Source organism: Streptomyces rapamycinicus NRRL 5491, assembly GCF_024298965.1.
Lineage (GTDB): Bacteria > Actinomycetota > Actinomycetes > Streptomycetales > Streptomycetaceae > Streptomyces > Streptomyces rapamycinicus.
Genome location: NZ_CP085193.1, coordinates 3253054 through 3270684 on the forward strand (window position 1 = coordinate 3253054; position 17631 = coordinate 3270684).

The 17631-nt window shown below is 72.8% G+C and carries 18 protein-coding genes; 12 read left to right on the forward strand and 6 right to left on the reverse strand.

The annotated features are described in order from the left end of the window. The first annotated feature begins 77 nt into the window (after positions 1–77). Complete coding sequence (locus tag LIV37_RS13060; protein ID WP_020867589.1) at positions 78–860, forward strand: MBL fold metallo-hydrolase; 783 nt, start codon at positions 78–80, stop codon at positions 858–860. Beyond that, positions 860–1513: a DedA family protein gene (locus LIV37_RS13065; RefSeq protein WP_373920772.1), complete on the forward strand. Its 654-nt coding sequence runs from the start codon at positions 860–862 to the stop codon at positions 1511–1513. Before LIV37_RS13060 ends, LIV37_RS13065 begins: the two co-directional genes overlap by 1 nt. Positions 1514–2279: 766 nt before the next feature. Here LIV37_RS13065 and LIV37_RS13070 read toward each other — a convergent pair. Next, positions 2280–3923, reverse strand: coding sequence for an FAD-dependent oxidoreductase (locus LIV37_RS13070; protein ID WP_121825526.1), 1644 nt, complete (start codon positions 3921–3923; stop codon positions 2280–2282). Between the two features lie 165 nt (positions 3924–4088). Between LIV37_RS13070 and LIV37_RS13075 the strand changes: the two genes are divergently transcribed. The 9 genes from LIV37_RS13075 (at position 4089) to LIV37_RS13115 (ending at position 11117) form a co-directional block, all read left to right on the forward strand. Then, on the forward strand, positions 4089–5267 hold the full coding sequence (locus LIV37_RS13075) for a SchA/CurD-like domain-containing protein (protein WP_020867592.1): 1179 nt from the start codon (positions 4089–4091) through the stop codon (positions 5265–5267). A 72-nt stretch (positions 5268–5339) separates the two neighbouring features. Next, positions 5340–5747, forward strand: coding sequence for a cupin domain-containing protein (locus LIV37_RS13080; protein WP_086881086.1), 408 nt, complete (start codon positions 5340–5342; stop codon positions 5745–5747). Next, entirely contained in the window at positions 5744–7012 is a 1269-nt protein-coding gene (locus tag LIV37_RS13085; protein WP_020867594.1) for a beta-ketoacyl-[acyl-carrier-protein] synthase family protein, read from the forward strand. Before LIV37_RS13080 ends, LIV37_RS13085 begins: the two co-directional genes overlap by 4 nt. Continuing rightward, positions 7009–8259, forward strand: coding sequence for a ketosynthase chain-length factor (locus tag LIV37_RS13090; RefSeq protein WP_020867595.1), 1251 nt, complete (start codon positions 7009–7011; stop codon positions 8257–8259). Before LIV37_RS13085 ends, LIV37_RS13090 begins: the two co-directional genes overlap by 4 nt. Next, positions 8259–8516, forward strand: coding sequence for an acyl carrier protein (locus LIV37_RS13095; protein ID WP_020867596.1), 258 nt, complete (start codon positions 8259–8261; stop codon positions 8514–8516). Before LIV37_RS13090 ends, LIV37_RS13095 begins: the two co-directional genes overlap by 1 nt. A gap of 2 nt (positions 8517–8518) precedes the next feature. Beyond that, the gene (locus LIV37_RS13100) at positions 8519–8983 is read left to right on the forward strand and encodes an SRPBCC family protein (RefSeq protein WP_121825525.1); all 465 of its coding nucleotides are present in this window, start codon (positions 8519–8521) and stop codon (positions 8981–8983) included. Between the two features lie 2 nt (positions 8984–8985). Continuing rightward, on the forward strand, positions 8986–9315 hold the full coding sequence (locus LIV37_RS13105) for a TcmI family type II polyketide cyclase (RefSeq protein WP_044581229.1): 330 nt from the start codon (positions 8986–8988) through the stop codon (positions 9313–9315). 367 nt (positions 9316–9682) lie between these two features. Beyond that, positions 9683–10240, forward strand: a complete 558-nt coding sequence (locus LIV37_RS13110; protein WP_020867599.1) for a hypothetical protein — start codon at positions 9683–9685, stop codon at positions 10238–10240. Positions 10241–10394: 154 nt separating this feature from the next. After that, the gene (locus tag LIV37_RS13115; RefSeq protein ID WP_020867600.1) at positions 10395–11117 is read left to right on the forward strand and encodes a class F sortase; all 723 of its coding nucleotides are present in this window, start codon (positions 10395–10397) and stop codon (positions 11115–11117) included. 236 nt (positions 11118–11353) lie between these two features. Here LIV37_RS13115 and LIV37_RS13120 read toward each other — a convergent pair whose 3' ends face one another. From LIV37_RS13120 to LIV37_RS13135, 4 genes are all read right to left on the reverse strand, one after another. Then, positions 11354–12436 (reverse strand): methyltransferase, encoded by a 1083-nt coding sequence (locus LIV37_RS13120; RefSeq protein WP_020867601.1) that lies wholly within the window; start codon positions 12434–12436, stop codon positions 11354–11356. Between the two features lie 11 nt (positions 12437–12447). Next, entirely contained in the window at positions 12448–13524 is a 1077-nt protein-coding gene (locus LIV37_RS13125) for a right-handed parallel beta-helix repeat-containing protein (protein ID WP_020867602.1), read from the reverse strand. A gap of 94 nt (positions 13525–13618) precedes the next feature. After that, on the reverse strand, positions 13619–14896 hold the full coding sequence (locus tag LIV37_RS13130) for an MBL fold metallo-hydrolase (RefSeq protein ID WP_243146346.1): 1278 nt from the start codon (positions 14894–14896) through the stop codon (positions 13619–13621). An 80-nt stretch (positions 14897–14976) separates the two neighbouring features. Beyond that, positions 14977–16200 carry an aminotransferase class I/II-fold pyridoxal phosphate-dependent enzyme gene (locus LIV37_RS13135; RefSeq protein ID WP_020867604.1) on the reverse strand — a complete coding sequence of 408 codons (1224 nt, stop codon included), beginning with the start codon at positions 16198–16200 and terminating at the stop codon, positions 14977–14979. A 106-nt stretch (positions 16201–16306) separates the two neighbouring features. On the opposite strand from LIV37_RS13135, the gene LIV37_RS13140 reads away from it, so the two are divergent. Next, complete coding sequence (locus LIV37_RS13140; RefSeq protein WP_121825524.1) at positions 16307–16849, forward strand: hemerythrin domain-containing protein; 543 nt, start codon at positions 16307–16309, stop codon at positions 16847–16849. Here LIV37_RS13140 and LIV37_RS13145 read toward each other — a convergent pair. After that, positions 16773–17561, reverse strand: coding sequence for an ANTAR domain-containing response regulator (locus tag LIV37_RS13145; RefSeq protein ID WP_020867606.1), 789 nt, complete (start codon positions 17559–17561; stop codon positions 16773–16775). The two genes, LIV37_RS13140 and LIV37_RS13145, sit on opposite strands and share 77 nt — an antisense overlap. Positions 17562–17631: the final 70 nt, after the last annotated feature.

The following is a 17631-nucleotide window of genomic DNA, read 5'->3' on the forward strand; positions in this document are numbered from 1 at the left end:
CCGCATGGACTGGTTCCATGCGCCACCCGGCGGGGTGAGAGGATCGGGGCGGGACGGCCCGAGGGAGGAGGCGGGAGATGTCGGTGGAGATCACCTGGTGGGGGCATGCCACCGCGACCGTGCGGGACTCCGGTGTGCGGGTGCTGACCGACCCCCTCTTCGTACGGCGGCTGGCCCATCTGCGGCGCCGCCGGGGGGCCGTGCCACCGGCCGCCGCGGCGGTGGCGGACGTGGCGCTGGTCTCCCATCTGCACGCCGACCACCTGCACCCCGGCTCGCTGGCCAAGCTGCTGCCCGGCACCCGGCTGGTGGTGCCGCGCGGGGCCGGGCGGGCGGTGCCCGGGCTGCGGCGGGTGGTCGCGGCACGGGGGCTGCGGGTGACCGAGATGGCGCCGGGGGACGTGTGCGTGGTCGGCGAGGTGCGCATCCGGGCGGTACCGGCCGCGCACGACGGGCGGCGGCTGCCGTACGGGCCGAGCCGGGTGCCCGCGCTGGGGTATGTGCTGAGCGGCGAGTCGACCACGTACTTCGCGGGGGACACCGGGCTGTTCGACGGGATGGCGGAGACGGTGGGCGCCTGCGATGTGGCGCTGCTGCCGGTGGGCGGCTGGGGCCCGTACCTCGGCCCCGGCCATCTCGACGCGGGCCGCGCGGCCCAGGCGCTGGCGCGGCTGGGGGCGCGCTGCGCGGTGCCGGTGCACTACGGGACGTACTGGCCGATCGGGATGGACGCGATCCGTCCGCATGAATTCCACGCCCCGGGCGACGACTTCGTGCGCCACGCCGGGCGGCTGGCCCCCGACACGGTGGTGCACCGGCTGGTGCACGGGGAGTGCGTGCGGCTGGAGCCCGCCAGGTGATAGGGGATCTGGCGGATCTGGCGCGGAGCGTGCCGTCCGAGTCGACACAGCAGGCGGTGGGGTACCCCTCGCTGTACCTGCTGGTGGTGTTCGGGTCGCTGGTACCGGTGGTGCCCACCGGGGCGGTGGTCTCCTCGGCCGCGGTGGTCGCCATCCACCAGACCGCTCCCCCGCTGTCGCTGCTGGTGGTCTTCGGAGTGGCCTCGCTGGCGGCCTTCTCCGGGGACGTGACGCTGTACTGGCTCGGGCGGCGCGGGGTGCGCTCGAAGAACGGCTCACGGTGGCTGGAACGGATCCACGACCACGCGGCGCCGGAACGGCTGGACCAGGCACAGGCGCGACTGAACGAGCACGGGGTGGCGGTTCTGGTGCTGTCCCGGCTGATCCCGGCGGGGCGGATACCGGTGATGCTGGCCTGCCTGCTGGCGCGCTGGCCGCTGCGGAGGTTCGCCCGGGGCGCCGGGCCCGCGGCGCTGGCCTGGGCGGTGACGTATCAGCTGATCGGGATCCTGGGCGGCTCGCTCTTCCCCGAGCCGTGGGAGGGCGTGGCGGCGGCCGTGGTCCTGACGGTCGTGATCAGCACGACGCCCGCGCTGTGGCGGCGTCTGCGCCGCCGAACCGCCCGCGACGCGCAGAGCGAACCCACGGGCTGACACCCCGCCGCCCCGGCCCGGACCGCCGGAGCGGGCCGGACCGCCGCCCCGGGCGGGACCGGCGGCGCCCCTGCCGCACCGACCGCCCGGCGGACCTTTCCCCTCCCCGCCCCTTCCCGATACCAGGGGCTCCGCCCCTGGACCCCGTGACGTGGGGCCCGGGGGCCCCTGCCACGCGGCGGAGCCGCATGTCGATGCCGCGGGAAGGCACGGAACCCCGGCCCGAGGTCCCGGGCAGAACCCCAGCCCGGGGTCCGGGGCAGAACCCCGGCCCGGGGCCTGGGGCAGAACCCCAGCCCGGGATCTGAGGCAGAACCCCAGCCCGGGATCTGAGGCAGAACCCCAGCCCGGGGTCCGGGGCAGAACCCCGGCCCGGGGCCTGGGGCAGAACCCCAGCCCGGGGCCTGGGGCAGAACCCCGGCCCGAGGTCTGAGGCAGAACCCCGGCCCGGGATCCGGGGCAGAACCCCAGCCCGGGGTCCGGGGCAGAACCCCGGCCCGGGATCTGAGGCAGAACCCCGGCCCGAGGTCTGAGGCAGAACCCCGGCCCGGGGCCTGGGGCAGAACCTCGGCCCGGGGTCCGGGGCAGAGCCCCGGTTTCGGGAAGGGGCGGGGAGGGGAGCAGCTCGCCGCAGGCGTTACGAGCCGCCGGGCACACCCTGGGCGCGGCGTCCGGTGCGGGGTGGGCCCGGCGCCACGAGCCGGGGCGGCCGAGGCAGCCGGGTCAGCCGGAGCAGCCGGAGCGGCGGAACCTGGCGCACAGCGTGTCAGGCGTCCAGTCGCAGAACCTCGCGGAGCGCACGCGTCATCGCGGCTTCCGGGTCGGGGACCGAGCGCTCCGCCCGCCAGGCGACGAAGCCGTCGGGGCGGACCAGGACCGCTCCGTCGGGGGCGGTGCCGTGGAGTTCGGCCCAGTCCGTGCCCGGTTCGGGGGCGAGTTCGTGGTCCGGGCCTTCGCCCACGCGGTAGCAGTCCAGGGGGACGCCGAGGGCATCGGCGGCGCGGCGGCCGGCCTCGTGCCAGGCGGCGCCGCCCGGCCCGGTGAGCAGTACGCAGGTGCGCTCGTACAGGTCGAGGGTGGACAGCCGCACCCCGCAGCGGTGCACCCACATATGGGGTGCGCGGCTGCCGGGTTCGGCCGAGACCGTGAAGTGGTCGGGGACCGCGGGGGCGGCCGGGTCGGCGCCCGCGACCGCGCCCCGCACATAGCGGTAGCCCATGGCGACGGCCATGACATTGGACTGCGGGCCCTGGCCCTCGGTGGCCGGTGCCGAGTAGCCGGGGTGGCTGTGTTCGGCCGAACGGGTGGCGGCGCGGGCGCTGGTGGCCCGGGCGACCGGCCGCCGCTCCATACCGTAGGTCTCCAGCAGCGCGGGGCCCGCCCAGCCGCCCATGACGGCGGCGAGCTTCCACGCCAGGTTGTGGGCGTCCTGGATACCGGTGTTGGAGCCGAAGGCGCCGGTGGGCGACATCTCGTGCGCGGAGTCCCCGGCTAGGAAGACCCGGCCGTCGGAGTAGTGGTCCGCCACTCGCTCGGCCGCGTGCCAGGGCGCCTTCCCGGTGACCTCGACCTCCAGGTCGGGCATGCCGACGGCGGTGCGGATGTGCTGGGCGCAGCGCTCGTCGTCGAACGCCTCCAGCGGTTCGCCGCGCTCGGGGTGCCAGGGGGCGTGGAACACCCACTGCTCCTGGTTGTCGACGGGCAGCAGCGCCCCGTCGGCCTCGGGGTTGGTGAGGTAGCAGGCGATGAAGTGGCGGTCGCCGACCGCGTCCGCGAGCCGTTTGGCGCGGAAGGTGATGGACACGTTGTGGAACAGTTCACCGCGCCCGCTCTGCCCGATGCCGAGGGCCTCGCGCACCGGGCTGCGGGGCCCGTCGGCGGCGATGAGGTAGTCGGCGCGGACCGTGGAGCGCCGCTCGGACCTGCGGTCCAGGAGGGTGGCGGTGACGCCGTCCGCGTCCTGCTCGAAGGAGATCAGCTCGGTGGAGAACCGCAGTTCGCCACCGAGCCCCTGGGCCGCGTTCAGCAGCACAGGCTCCAGGTCGTTCTGGCTGCACAGGCACCATCCGGCGGGGCTGATCCGGGCGGCCTTGCCACCCGGGTCCATCTCCCGGAAGAGCCAGTTGCCCTCCGTATCGGTGAGGGACGGGGTCTGCAGGATTCCGTGGTTGTCGGCCAGGACGGACGCGGCCTCGCGGATCGCGGACTCCACTCCGGCGGTGCGGAACAGTTCCATCGTCCGGATGTTGTTCCCCCGTCCGCGCGGGTGGTGCGAGGTGCGCGGGTGTTTCTCGACCAGTAGATGACCGATCCCCAGTCGGCCCAGGAACAGTGAGGCGGACAGGCCCACGAGGGAGCCGCCCGCGATGAGGACGGGCACACGCTCAGCATTGTCGGCAAGACGGTTCATTTTACTGCTATGCCCGGTGTTTCCGGGCTACTCCGAGGCGCTGACCAGGCGTTCGCTCGGATGGCTCACATATCTCGCGCCATTGGTGGGAGCGCTCCACGATCGTCTAACGGGCGGGTGTCCTCGATGCCCGGAAGGACGCGTCCGCGAAATAAGGAGTGGAATATGAGCACCCTGTCCGACATTCCGGAGACCACGGTGCACCAATCGCCGACCACCGTGGAATCCGCTCTCACCGACACCAGATTGCGCGTCGTGTTGCTGGTGCAGGTCAACAGCGGTGCCGAGCAGCGCTTTCTGCGTGCCTACGATCAGCTGTCCCAGCAGGTGGCCGCGGTGCCCGGGCACATCAGCGACCAGCTGTGCCAGTCGATCGAGAACCCCTCGCAGTGGCTGATCACCAGCGAATGGGAAAGCGCTCCTCCGTTCCTCGCCTGGGTGGACTCCCCCGCGCACCGGGAGATGGTCAAGCCCTTCCACGGCTGTGTGGAGGACACCCGCTCACTGCGGTTCAGCATCCTGCGGGAGACCCTGACCGCCGGGTCCGCGCCGGTCGATGTCACCACCCGGGGCGTCGACGCCGCGCTGCGGGTCGGTGACGGGCTGGTCCGGCAGGCGCTCACCTTCACCGTGAAGCCGGGCAGCGAGGACACCGTCGCCAAGATCCTTGCCGATTACGCCTCGCCCGAGGCCTGGGTCGACGAGACCACCCGGCTCTCCCGTACCTCGGTGTTCATGAGCGGCAACCGGGTGGTGCGGGCCGTGGAGGTCAAGGGCGATCTGACCGCGGCGCTGCGCTTCGTGGCCCGGCAGCCGGAGATCAGGGCCGCCGAGGAGGCCCTCAATCCGTATCTGGAGGAGGACCGCAACCTCGACGACCCCAGCTCGGCACGGGAGTTCTTCGCCCGCGCCTCGCTGCCGGTGGTCCACCACATGACGGCCGGCGGGCCGCGCCCCGCCCAGGGCGTCCACCGGCACGCCCTGCGCTACCCGGTCAAGACCGGCTGCGGCCCGGCGGTGGCCAGTCTGCTGGCCCGGCAGGACGAGCTCGCGGTGAACAAGGAGATGATCGCGGATCAGTCCGCCAAGACCCTGCTGAGCAGCACCATCTTCCAGCGTGACGACATCGTGGTGCGGCTGGTGGACCTGGCCGTGCCGCTGGACCGGAACCCCGCCATGGCGGCCGGTGTGAGCGGCCGGCGGGCCGCCGCCGTACTGGGCCGCCTGCTGGACCTCGGGGCGGACGGGGCGGTGATCGACCTGTCCATGGACGACGGGCAGCGCCGCTTCCTCGCCGACTGCGACATGACCCCGATCACCGACCGCAAGTCGGCGGACCACTGACGACGTCTCTCCCCTTCGCACCTTTCCACCGCCGTGGCGCGGACCGCGCAACGCTACCTGGAGGAACTCATCATGACCACGCAGTCCCCTCTCGTCGTCGACCTCGCCGCGGTCGCCCCCAACCGCCGGCGCGGTGGCGATGTGCGCGCCATGCTCACACCGCCTCTGGTGGGTGCCACGAGCGGCTTCATGGGGATGGCCATCGTGGGGCCCGGTGAACGGGTCGCCGAGCACTACCACCCGTACTCCGAGGAGTTCGTGTACGTCGTCAGCGGCGACATGGAGGTGGACCTGGACGGCGAGGCGCATCCGCTCCACCCCGACCAGGCGATCCTGATCCCCATCAACATGCGGCACCGGTTCCGCAATGTGGGGAGCACCGAGGCCCGGATGGTCTTCCACCTCGGGCCCCTGGCGCCGCGCCCCGAGCTCGGTCACGTGGACACGGAGGCCGCCGAACCCGCCGAGGCGACGTCGTGACCCGACGGGTGGTGGTCACCGGGCTCGGTGTCGTCGCCCCCGGGGGTGTGGGCGTCCCGGCGTTCTGGGACATGCTCACCGCGGGCCGTACGGCCACCCGCAACATCACCCTCTTCGACGCGGAGCGGTTCCGCTCCCGGATCGCCGCCGAATGCGACTTCGACCCGCTGGCCCGCGGTCTGAGCTTCGAGCAGATCGAACGCTCCGACCGCTACGTGCAGTTCGCGCTGGTGGCGGCCCAGGAGGCGGTACGGGACTCCGGTCTCGACCTCCAGGCGCTCAACCCCTGGCGGATAGGGGTTTCGCTGGGCAGCGCCGTCGCCGCGTCCACCCGGCTGGAGCAGGACTACGTCAAGGTCAGCGACGCCGGTGAGCACTGGGACGTGGACCACCGCAAGGCGGGTCCGCACCTCCAGCACGCGTTCTCGCCGAGCGCGCTGTCCTCCGGGGTGGCGGAGCTGACCGGGGCGCAGGGCCCGGTGCAGTCCGTCTCCACCGGCTGCACCTCCGGTCTGGACGCGATCGGATACGCCTTCCAGGCGATCGAGGAGCGGCGGGCCGATGTGTGCGTCGCCGGGGCCGCGGACTCGCCGATCACCCCGCTGACCGTGGCCTGCTTCGACTCGATCAAGGCCACCTCGGCGAACAACGACAGCGCGGCCACCGCGTCCCGGCCGTTCGACGCCCACCGGGACGGTTTCGTCCTCGGCGAGGGCGCCGCCGTGCTGATCATGGAGGAGCTGGAGCACGCCCGGGCCCGCGGGGCCCGGGTCTACTGCGAGTTCCGCGGGTTCGCCACCTACGGCAACGCGTACCACATGACCGGTCTGACCCGTGAGGGTCTTGAGATGTCCGAGGCGATCGACCACGCGCTCGGCCACGCCCGCGTCAACAGTTCGGAGGTCGACTACGTCAACGCGCACGGCTCGGGCACCAAGCAGAACGACCGGCATGAGACGGCGGCCGTGAAGCGGTCCCTGGGCGAGCACGCGTACAAGACCCCCATGAGCTCGATCAAGTCCATGGTGGGCCATTCCCTGGGGGCGATCGGCGCCATCGAGGTGGTCGCCTGCGCCATGGCCCTCGCCCACGGCGTGGTGCCGCCGACGGCCAACTACGAGACCCCAGACCCCGAATGCGACCTCGACTATGTCCCGCGCACCGCCCGCGCCCTCCCGCTGCGCAATGTGCTGTCGGTCGGCAGCGGATTCGGCGGCTTCCAGTCCGCGGTGGTGCTGAGCCGGGCGGACGGGAGTGCGGCATGACATCGGCGAAGAGCACTCGGAACCGGGGCGCGGCCGTCACCGGCCTCGGTGTGATCGCCCCCAACGGAGTGGGCACCGACGCCTTCTGGAAGGCCACCCGGGAGGGGATCACCTTCCTGGACCGGATCTCCCGCGAGGGCAGTGAGCACTTCCCGGTCCGGATCGGCGGCCAGGTCCGCGGCTTCGACCCGGGCTCGATGATCGAGGAGCGGTTCCTCGTCCAGACCGACCGCTTCACCCACTTCGCGATGGCCTCGGCCGATCTCGCGCTGGACGACGCCAAGCTGCCGGTGGACGACATGTCGCCGTTCGCCGTGGGCGTGGTGACCGCCGCCGGGTCCGGCGGCGGTGAGTTCGGCCAGCGCGAGCTGCAGCAGCTGTACGGCAAGGGGCCACGCTATGTGGGCCCGTACCAGTCCATCGCGTGGTTCTACGCGGCCAGCACCGGCCAGGTCTCCATCCGCGGCGGGTTCAAGGGCCCCTGCGGGGTGGTGGCGAACGACGAGGCCGGCGGCCTGGACGCGCTCGCGCACGCCCGCCGGTCCATCCGGCGGGGGGCGGACGCGGTGGTGGCCGGCGCCTCCGAGGCGTCGCTGGCGCCGTACTCCATCGTCTGCATGCTCGGCTGGGACGAGCTGAGCCGGGCCCGCGACGCGGGCCGGGCCTATCTGCCGTTCACCGAGGACGCCTGTGGATTCGCGCCCGGGGAGGGCGGGGCGATGCTGGTCGTGGAGGAGGAGGGGGCCGCCAGGCGCCGCGGGGTGCGGATCCGGGGCTTCATCGCCGGCTACGGCTCGACCTTCACCGGGCCGTCCCGGTGGGAGCGGTCCCGGGAGGGGCTCGCCCAGGCCATCCGCGTGGCCCTGGAGGACGCGGAGTGCGCGCCGGAGGAGATCGACGTGGTCTTCGCCGACGCGCTCGGGGTGCCCGAGGCGGACCGCGCCGAGGCGCTGGCGATCGCCGACGCCCTCGGGCCGCACGGCACCCGGGTCCCGGTGACCGCGCCCAAGACCGGCTTCGGCCGGGCGCACTGCGCGGCTCCCACTCTGGACGTGGCGGCGGCGCTGCTCTCCATGGAGCACCGCGTGGTGCCTCCGACCCCGTACGTCACCGACGTCTGCCATGACCTCGACCTCGTCACCCGCAGCTCCCGCCCCGCCGAGCCGCGGACGGCGCTGGTGCTCAGCAGAGGACTCATGGGTTGCAACGCGGCGCTCGTGCTCCGCGGACCGGAAGGAGATTACTGATGTCCACTCAACTGTCCTACGGGGAACTGGCCACGCTGATGAAGCGGTGCGCCGGACTCACCGTCGACCCGGACATGATGCGGACCCGGCCGGACTCCACCTTCGAGGAGTACGGCCTGGACTCGCTCGGTCTGCTCGCCATCGTCGGCGAGCTGGAGAACCGGTACGGCACCCCGATCGAACCGGGGGCCGAGAGCTGCAAGACCCCCGGTGACTTCCTCGACGTCATCAACACCTCACTTACCCCAGGAGCATGAAGATGGCAGGCCACACCGACAACGAGGTCATGATCAAGGCGCCGTTCGACCTCGTCTGGAACATGACCAACGACCTGGAGAACTGGCCGCAGCTGTTCAGCGAGTACGCCTCGGTCGAGGTGCTCCAGCGGACCGGCGACACCACCACCTTCCGCCTGACCATGCACCCCGACGAGGACGGCAAGGTCTGGGCCTGGGTCTCCGAGCGGGAGACGGCCCGCGATGTGCGCACCGTCTGGGCGCGCCGCGTGGAGCCCGGCCCCTTCGCCTACATGAACATCCGCTGGGAGTACGAGGAGGAGTCCGAGGGCACCCGCATGCGCTGGACCCAGGACTTCGAGATGCGGCCCGACGCCCCGGTCGACGACCCCACGATGACGGAGCACATCAACCGCAACTCCCGTATCCAGATGGATCTGATCCGGGACAAGATCGAGCAGCGGGCCCGGGAGACGGTGGGGGCATGACCATGTACCGCACCATGATCGTCGCCAAGATGCAGCGGGACGCGGCGCCGCAGGTCGCCAAGATCTTCGCGGACTCCGACCGCGGCGAACTGCCCAAGCTGATCGGCGTCACCGGCCGCAGCCTCTTCCAGTTCGGCGATGTGTATCTGCATCTGATCGAGGCGGAGCGGCCGCCGGCCACGGAGGTCACCAAGTACTCCAAGCACCCGGAGTTCCGCGACGTCAGCGCCCGTCTCCAGCCGTATATGCAGGCGTACGACCCGGAGACCTGGCGCGAGCCCAAGGACGCCATGGCCCACGAGTTCTACCGCTGGGACCGCGACCACGGCTAGCGCACGCATCGCGCCGCACGGGGCCGCCGACGGAGCTCGTCTCCCGGCGGCCCTTTTCGTATGGCGTCTTTCGTACGGCCTTTTTCGTACGCCGTCGCGAGTGGGTTATGCACCGGGCGCGAAAATCTCACACTACTGGGCTCATCGGAATGTTGTCTGCCGAAAAGGTGAAAGGGCATCAGTCCATTCGCGCGGCAAATGAGTGATCATTGCGCTTATCTCCACCCAGAGGGCTTACAACCGAGCAGATCGCAGGCCGCGCCGAGTGGCAGGGGAAGCCCTCTTCGCTGACGGTGGACAAGACGCCGCTGCGATCCCTTTATCTGGCAAATAGTCAGTATCGCGACGGCGCCGGAAGGAATGGCTCATGCGATCTACTCGCGCACTCTTCACCGGGGCGGCGATTGCCGCCACCCTGACCCTTGGCGCCCCCGCCGCCGCGTTCGCCGCCGACGTCTCGGACCCGGGCGGTCACGGCGGGTACTCGAGCAGCCAGGAGTCCTCCGAGGAGGGCTACGGCCAGGGCGGCAGCTCCTGGAAGGACAAGGACGACCACGGCCGCGAGGAAGGCCGGGAAGACCACCGCAAGGAAGAAGAGCACGGCAAGGAGGAGATGAAGGGCAAGGACGAGGGCGGCGAGCGCGACTGGTCCTCCTCCCACGGCAAGGACGAGGACGACTGGTCCCACGGCAAGGACGAGGGCCGGGAGCACGAGTGGTCCGGCAAGAAGGACCACGACTGGTCCGGTGGCGACTGGAAGGACCACGAGAAGGGCGAGAAGCCGCGCGGTGGCGTCCACACCGGTGGTGGCGGCATGGCCACCACGGGCAGTGGCATGGCCGCCGGCTCGGTCCTGCTCCTCGGCGGCCTCGGCGCCGGCGCCTACGCCCTGCGTCGCCGCAAGCCGGCCGGCACCGCGATCTGAGCCTGACTCTTCGTATTCAGTACTGCCGTGGCACCTCCGCCGAGCGGTGGTGCCACGGCAGTTCCACGAGCGCTGTGAGAAAAGCGGCCGTGAGAAAGGCGCCTTGAGCTGAGGCGCCATGAGACAAGGCGCTGTAAGAAAGGCGAACACCCCTATGGGAAAGCCGGCCAAGCAGGGCGCTGCCGATGGCAACACCCGCATTCTCCGCTGGGCCGCCGCGTCGGCCCTCATCGGCGTATTCCTCATCTACAACTCCGTGGACGCCGCCTCCCAGAACACCCCGTCGGCCCGGCCCGCGGCCAGCGCCCCCGCGTCCATCTCCGAACCGGAGAGCGACACCTCCAACGAGGACGCGTACGCGGATTCCCCGGAGTCGACGGCCGCCCCCGAGTCCCGTCCGGGACCCGCGCTGCCGCGCTCCCCCGCCTCCCATCTGGACATCCCGTCGATCGGCGTGAGCGCGCCCTTCACCCCGCTGTCGCTGGACGCCGCGGGCGTGCTGGTCCCGCCTCCGGACACCGACCAGAACCTGGTGGGCTGGTACCAGGGCGGGCCCTCGCCCGGTGAGCGCGGCAACGCGATCGTGGCTGGGCATGTGGACACCAAGATCGGCCCGGCGGTGTTCTACACCCTCGGCCAGCTCAAGCCGAAGAGCAAGGTGGCCATCACCCGCGAGGACGGGATCGTGGCGACCTTCGTGGTCGACAAGGTCAAGACGTTCAAGAAGAACGCCTTCCCGGACAAGCAGGTCTACGGGGACACCCCGAACGCGCAGTTGCGGCTGATCACCTGCGGCGGGGCCTACGACCACACGGCCAAGGACTACACGGCCAATGTGGTGGTGTTCGCGCACCTCACCACGTACCGGTACAGCTGACGCGCCGACAGACACCGGACGAAGCCCCGCACACACCCGCGCACACCACGGTGCCCGCGTCGTCGAGGACGGATGACGCGGGCACCGTGGTGGCGTTTTCCCCTCCCCGCCCCTTCCACCCCGGGGTCTGGGGCGGGAGCCCCGCCTTCCAGCCCCTCCGGCGATTGAGGAGCGGGGTCTGGGGCGGAGCCCCAGTTTCGGGAAGGGGCGGGGAGGGGGACAGTCCGCCGTGGGCGTCAGGGGGTGCCGGGTGCCCCTACCGTGGAGTCGAACGCGTGCAGGGCGCCGTTGACGGGCCGGATGTCGGTCACGTTCAGACCGGCCTCCGTCATCCGCGCCACCATGCTCTCCTCGGTGTGCTTCCGGCCGCCCACATTGAGCAGCAGGAACAGGTCCATCGCCGTGGTGAAGGAGGACGGGCTGTTGTCGACGAGGTTCTCGATGACGACCACCCTGGCGCCGGGGCGCGCCGCCGCGACCACGTTGGCGAGCGTCCGGCGGGTGCTCTCGTCGTTCCATTCGAGGATGTTCTTGATGATGTAGAGGTCGGCCTCGACGGGGACCTCGCGGCGGCAGTCGCCGGGCACGAGCGTCGCCCGCGAGGCCAGCGCCCCGCCGTCCCGCAGCCGCGGGTCGGCGTTAGCCACCACCTGTGGCAGGTCCAGCAGCGCGCCGTGCAGCGCCGGGTGCTTCTCCAGCAGGCCGGCCAGCACATGCCCCTGGCCGCCGCCGATGTCCACCACTTCCTTGACCCCGTCGAGGTCGAGGAAGGCGGCGACGTCGGTGGCGGACTGCCGGCTGGAGGTGGTCATCGCGGCGTCGAACACCCGGGCCGACTCGGGCGCGTCCTCGTGGAGATAGGCGAAGAAGTCCTTGCCGTAGATCTCATTGACGACACAGCCGCCGGTGCGCACCGCCCGGTCCAGCAGCGGCCACGCCTCCCAGGTCCATGGCTCGGTGCACCACAGGGCGATATTGCGCAGGCTGCCCGCGGTGTCCTCGCGCAGCAGCCGGGACATCTCGGTGTGCCGGAAGCGGCCGTCCTCGGTCTCGGCGAAGATCTGACAGCAGGCCAGGGAGCGCAGCAGCCGGCGCAGCGGATCGGGTTCGACGTCCACGGCGGAGGCGAGCTCGCCGATGGAGGCGGGCCGGTCGCCGAGCGCGTCGGCGACGCGCAGCCGGACCGCGGCGCGCACCGAGGCCGCCCGTGCGGCGCCGAAGACGATTTCGCGCAGCCGCATGGGCGGCGGGAGCGCGGCGGGTGGGGGCTGTGCCGCGGCGGTTCTGTCGGTGTCGGTGTCGGTGTCCACAGTGGTCATGTCCCCGCCTCTCAGCACCGGCCCGTGGGCGCGGACAGCTCACACACGTTGTCGGTGAAGGTGTTGTCGGGGCCCTTGTCGCGGTCGGCGAGGTCGGCGGGCTTGTTGCCGCTCATCACGTTCCGGCTGATGGCGTTCTTGGCGTTGGGGGCGCCGACGACGCTGGTGAAGAGCACGATCCCGCCGGACATGGGCGAGGTGCCCACGTTGTCGTTCACCTGGTTGCCCGTCACCCGGGTGCCCTCGGTGCCGGTGAGCACGATGCCGGCGCCCTGGATGAAGGGGAGCCGGTCGGTGGCCTCGCAGTAGGCGTTGTTCTCGTAGACGGAGTTGTGGCGGACGTTCAGGTCCCCGGCGCGCGGGGTCGACTCGTCGCCGACGATGAACACCCCGGCGCAGTTGGCGGTGATGGTGTTCCCCTCGACCGAGAGGTCGCGCAGCCGGCGGACCACGACACCGGTCCGGTTGCCGCTGAGCTGGTTCCCGGCCACGAGGGTGCCCAGGGCGTCGGTGGCGCCGCCCTCGGCGTCGATGGTGTTGGCCAGGAAGATGCCGGACTGCTTGTTGCCGCGGGAGACGTTGTCGACGAAGGTGCCGCGGGTGGACATCTCCTGGCCCATGCCCTGCTGGCCGTTGTCCTCGGTGGTGGTGTTCCGTACGGTCATCCGGTCGGTGCCGGAGCCCCAGATGCCGTTCTTGGCGAAGCCGGTGACCTTCAGTGAGCCGATCCGGACATCCGTGACGGGGTCTTCGGCCGTCCCGGTGACGCAGATGCCGTGGCCGGCCTCGCCGCAGGCGTTGGCCGACGGCTTCGCGGCCGGGGAGAGCACGGTGGACTCGCCCGCGCCGACCAGGGTCAGCCGGTCGGTGGTGATCTGGATGTTCTCCCGGTAGGTGCCGGGCCGGATCTCGATGGTGTCGCCGGGCTCCGCGGCGTCCACTGCGGCCTGGATGGACTGGCCGGGCTGGACCACATGGCGGGTCGCGGCCTGGTCGGCGGGGGCGGCGTGGGCCGCGGGGAGCTGGGCGAGTTCGATGACGAGGACGGCCGTGAGGCCGGCGAGGTGGCGAAGTTTAGGTGTGCGCATGAAAAGGAAGTTAGGTGCGCTACGCACCACTCGCCACTTATGTCCCATCTATCACTTACGCCCCGCATTGCCCCACTTGGCCGCCTCGTGCGGCCTATTCGAGCACGCGGGACGCTCCGACCGGCAGATCCCACAGCTCCTCGCGCGGCCGCCCGGTGGCCTCCCAGGCCGCGCGGATCCGGTGCAGCGGCTCCAGCGGCGGCTCGGCCGAGAGCAGGAAGGTGGACCAGTGCATGGGCGCCAGGATCCGCGCCCCCAGGTCCAGCTGCGCCTGTACGGCCTCCTCCGGATCGGTGTGCACCCCGCCCAGCATCCAGCGCGGCTCGTACGCGCCGATGGGCAGCAGCGCGACATCGATGCCCGAGTAGCGGCGGCCGATCTGCCGGAACCAGTGGCCGTAGCCGGTGTCCCCGGCGAAGTACACCCGCTGTCCGTCGGGCGCGGTGATGACCCATCCGCCCCACAGCGAGCGGCAGGTGTCGGTGAGGGTGCGCTTGCTCCAGTGGTGGGCCGGGACGAAGTCGAAGCGGACCGGGCCGTCCTCGCCGGGCAGTTCGGCCGCCTCCCACCAGTCCAGCTCGGCCACCCGGGTGAATCCGCGCGCCCGGAACCAGCGGGCGAGCCCGGCGGGCACGAGGACCGGCGTCGCCCTCGGCAGCCGCTTGACCGTGGGCGCGTCCAGGTGGTCGTAGTGGTTGTGGCTGATGACGACCGCGTCGACGGGCGGCAGGTCCTCCCAGCGGACCCCCACCGGAGTGACCCGGGCCGGGGTGCCGAGGATCTTACGGGCCCAGACCGGGTCGGTGAGCACGGTGAGCCCGCCGATCCGCACCACCCAACTGGCGTGCCCGGCCCAGGTGAGCGCGGTCCGGCCGGGGCCGGTGAGCGGCAGCGGCCCCGGTTCGAAGGGCAGCTCGGGGATCTCGCGGAGCGTCTCCACCGGCGGTCTGAGCCGTCCCTCCCGGGCCAGCCGGGCCAGCGCCCGCACCCCCGGCAGCGGGGAGGTGAGCCGGTCGGCGAACGACGGCGGCCAGCTGCGGATCTCCCCCGGCGGACGCGGGGCGCCCGGCGCGGGGGCGCCCGGCGCGGGGGCGCCCGGCGCGGGGGCGCCCGGCGCGGGGGCGCCCGGCGCGGGGGCGCCCGGCGCGGGGGCGCCCGGCGCGGGGGCGCCCGGCGCGGGGGCGCCCGGCGCGGGGGCGCCCGGCGCGGCGCCGGGCGGTTCGAGGGCGGCCTGCTCGGGCGCGCCCGGCTCGGGGGCGGCCGGGGCCAGCCGGGGCCGGGCGGCGGCGCCGGGCCGGGCGCGGCGCCGCCCGGCCGGTTCCGCCGGTTCCGTCGGCTCGGCCGGTTCCGCCTGCTCGGCGTGGTCGGTCATGGCCTGGCTCCCTTCCGTATCTGGGCCGTATCCGGACCGTGTCCGGGCCATGGAGGTCGGTGGCCGGGGTCCGGGGCGGCTCAGGTCACCGGACTGCTTTCGATCAGGTCGCGGAAGGCCGCCTCGAAGGCGCCCAACGCCGTGGCCACATGGGGCAGTTCCAGCGGGTCCGGCGTCTGGAGCGCCCGTAGCCGCGACTCCTCCGCCGCGCCGAGCAGCGGCAGGGTCGCCAGCCGGAGCCGCAGGGTGTGCGGGGGGTCGCCGAAGCGGTGGCCCCCGGCCACGCTCCGGCCGATCCGCCGCACCAGCTCGCGCTCCAGCTCCACCGAGTCGGTGATGCCCCGGGCGGCGAGCACCCCGCGCAGCTCGTCGAGGTCGGCGTAGAGGTGCCGGCCGGTCTGCGGCGGGCGGGCCAGCGCCCCGACGGCGGTCAGCGCGCGGTAGGCGGCCGCGGCCACGGCCCCGTGCGCCCGCGCGGCGGCCGCCATCCGGTCCCGGACCGGCTCGGGCTCGTCGAGGGCGTACGCGGCGGCCGCCGCGACGGGCGCGGGCATCCCGGAGCGTACGGCGGTGAGCAGGGACAGCACCCGGCCGCGCAGCTCCGCCCCGCGCTCGGTGGCGGGGAACCGGGCGATCGCGGCGGGCCAGCCCGCCGGGGTGAAGGCGCCCGCCAGATCGGCGAGCACGATCACGTTCTCGGGGGACATCTCGGCCGGGCTGAGCAGCACCGTGCCCCGCGGATGGTGGACGGTGTCCCGCCAGGTCTCGTCGCTGACGATCAGCAGCCCCTCGGCCACCGCCGCCTCGCACACCTCGTGCAGCAGCTCGGGCGGGGCCACCGTGCCGGTCGGGTCGTCGGCCGCCGACAGCAGCAGGACCCGGGCCGCCCCGCCCTCGGCGCGGATCCTGCGGACGATCTCCAGCAGCGCGAACGGATCGGGCAGCCCACCGCATTCGGCCGGGACGGGCGCGTGGTGGGCGCGCCGGTCCACCAGCCGCACCAGCGGCGCGTACCAGGCGGCGCAGGGGCGGGGCAGCAGCACATCGCCGCCGGGGGCCGAGGCGAGCAGCGCCAGCAGCAGCGGCTCGGCGCCGGGGGCGACCACGACATGCTCCGGGTCGGTCCACAGCCCGCGCCGCGACCAGTAGCCGCAGGCCGCCGAGCGCAGCCCGGCCGAGCCGCCGACCGGCTCCGGCGCGGTGTGGCCGGCCGCCGCGACGAAGCTGTCGAGCAGCTCCGGGAGGACCGGCAGTCCGCCGTCGTCCCGGTCCGCCGGTGCCGGGGCGGTCCACTGCCGCTGCATTCCGTCCACACCTCCGCCCGTGTGCGGCGGGTCACCGCCCACGTATGTCCACCTTCGCAGATCTCCGGCGCCGTTTCGCGGAAGGGGCCCGGGGGACCCGGGCGCCATGACAGCGACGCCGGAACAACACGATGTGGTGGCCCTGCTCACCGCGGACCACCGCGTGGTGCACGACCTCTTCGAGGGGTACCGCACCACCACCGACCCGGAGCGGCGGCGGCAGCTGGTCGACCGGATGACGGTGGAGGTGGTGCGGCACTCCGTGGCCGAGGAGGTCCATCTGTACCCCACGGTCCGCAAGGCGCTGCCGAAGGGCGACCGGATCGCCGACGAGGAGATCGAGGAGCTGGCCGAGGCCGAGCGGATCCTGGCCGACCTGGACGCCGTGGACCCCCGGGACCGGCGGTTCGACCCGCTGGTCCGGGAGCTGATGGACGTGGTGTCCATGCATATCCGCGGCGAGGAGGACCTGGTCTTCCCCGAGCTGCGGGAGCGGCTCACCCCCGAGGAGCGGATGGCGCTGGGCCTGCGGGTCGGCGAGGCGGCGGCCGCGGTGCGAGGGGCGCCCCCGGTCAGCCCGGAAGGTCCCGGTCCTGGCCGGACGCTGGCCGATCGGGTCCGGGAGCAGCTGACCGGCCGAACGCGATGAGGTTCCGCTCCAGGCCGCGGCCGCGGGTGCGCACCACGGTCTCGGCGAGCTCCACCAGCTTGCGGTTGGTCCGCTGGGAGAGCCTGCGCAGCAGGTCGAACGCCTGGTCCGGGTCGCAGCCCAGGACGTACATGACGATTCCGCACGCCTGGTCCACCACCGGCCGGCTGCGCAGCGCCGTGTCCAGCTGGTCGACCTGGACCAGGGCGGCGCGGTAGAGCCGGTCGCGGGCCATGCTCTCGGTGGCCAGGTCGCCGAGCAGCCCGGTGGCGCCCTGGGCGGCCTTCCGCAGCGGCCCCGGGCGCAGCCCGTAGACCGAGACGGTCACGGTGAGCCCGTCGCAGGCGAACGGCAGGGCGGCGGAGGACCGCACCCCCGCGTCCAGCGCCCGGGCCCGGTAGCGCGGCCAGCGGTCGTCGTGGAGCAGATCGTCGGCGCCCGCCGGGCGGCCGGTGTCCAGCGCCGCGAGGATCGGGCCCTCCCCCACCCGCAGCTGGACCGACACCAGCGCGGACAGATCGGGGTGGGTGGCCGCCGTGGTCCGGTCGGCGTCCACGGCGCCGGGGGACTCCTCCGCGAGCACGGCGGTGGCGGTGGCTCCGCAGCTCTCGGGTGTTCCCGCGGCGGCCTGCTCCGCCAGTTCGGCCAGACCGCGCCCGAGGGAGGGTGCGTCGGTGGGGAAGGCCGCGCGGATGTGCGTACGGTCGGGCATCGCCGAGTTCGCTCCTTTCGCTCCAGTGCGATGTGCTGTCCGGCCCCGTCCTTCCGGGGCCCCGATTTTT

Bases quoted from the DNA above. Each gene is read 5' to 3' on its own strand.
- LIV37_RS13060 (WP_020867589.1), top strand. From the start codon at position 78: ATGTCGGTGGAGATCACCTGGTGGGGGCATGCCACCGCGACCGTGCGG.
- LIV37_RS13070 (WP_121825526.1), bottom strand. From the start codon at position 3,923: ATGAACCGTCTTGCCGACAATGCTGAGCGTGTGCCCGTCCTCATCGCG.
- LIV37_RS13075 (WP_020867592.1), top strand. From the start codon at position 4,089: ATGAGCACCCTGTCCGACATTCCGGAGACCACGGTGCACCAATCGCCG.
- LIV37_RS13080 (WP_086881086.1), top strand. From the start codon at position 5,340: ATGACCACGCAGTCCCCTCTCGTCGTCGACCTCGCCGCGGTCGCCCCC.
- LIV37_RS13090 (WP_020867595.1), top strand. From the start codon at position 7,009: ATGACATCGGCGAAGAGCACTCGGAACCGGGGCGCGGCCGTCACCGGC.
- LIV37_RS13095 (WP_020867596.1), top strand. From the start codon at position 8,259: ATGTCCACTCAACTGTCCTACGGGGAACTGGCCACGCTGATGAAGCGG.
- LIV37_RS13100 (WP_121825525.1), top strand. From the start codon at position 8,519: ATGGCAGGCCACACCGACAACGAGGTCATGATCAAGGCGCCGTTCGAC.
- LIV37_RS13105 (WP_044581229.1), top strand. From the start codon at position 8,986: ATGTACCGCACCATGATCGTCGCCAAGATGCAGCGGGACGCGGCGCCG.
- LIV37_RS13110 (WP_020867599.1), top strand. From the start codon at position 9,683: ATGCGATCTACTCGCGCACTCTTCACCGGGGCGGCGATTGCCGCCACC.
- LIV37_RS13115 (WP_020867600.1), top strand. From the start codon at position 10,395: ATGGGAAAGCCGGCCAAGCAGGGCGCTGCCGATGGCAACACCCGCATT.
- LIV37_RS13120 (WP_020867601.1), bottom strand. From the start codon at position 12,436: ATGACCACTGTGGACACCGACACCGACACCGACAGAACCGCCGCGGCA.
- LIV37_RS13125 (WP_020867602.1), bottom strand. From the start codon at position 13,524: ATGCGCACACCTAAACTTCGCCACCTCGCCGGCCTCACGGCCGTCCTC.
- LIV37_RS13130 (WP_243146346.1), bottom strand. From the start codon at position 14,896: ATGACCGACCACGCCGAGCAGGCGGAACCGGCCGAGCCGACGGAACCG.
- LIV37_RS13135 (WP_020867604.1), bottom strand. From the start codon at position 16,200: ATGCAGCGGCAGTGGACCGCCCCGGCACCGGCGGACCGGGACGACGGC.
- LIV37_RS13140 (WP_121825524.1), top strand. From the start codon at position 16,307: ATGACAGCGACGCCGGAACAACACGATGTGGTGGCCCTGCTCACCGCG.
- LIV37_RS13145 (WP_020867606.1), bottom strand. From the start codon at position 17,561: ATGCCCGACCGTACGCACATCCGCGCGGCCTTCCCCACCGACGCACCC.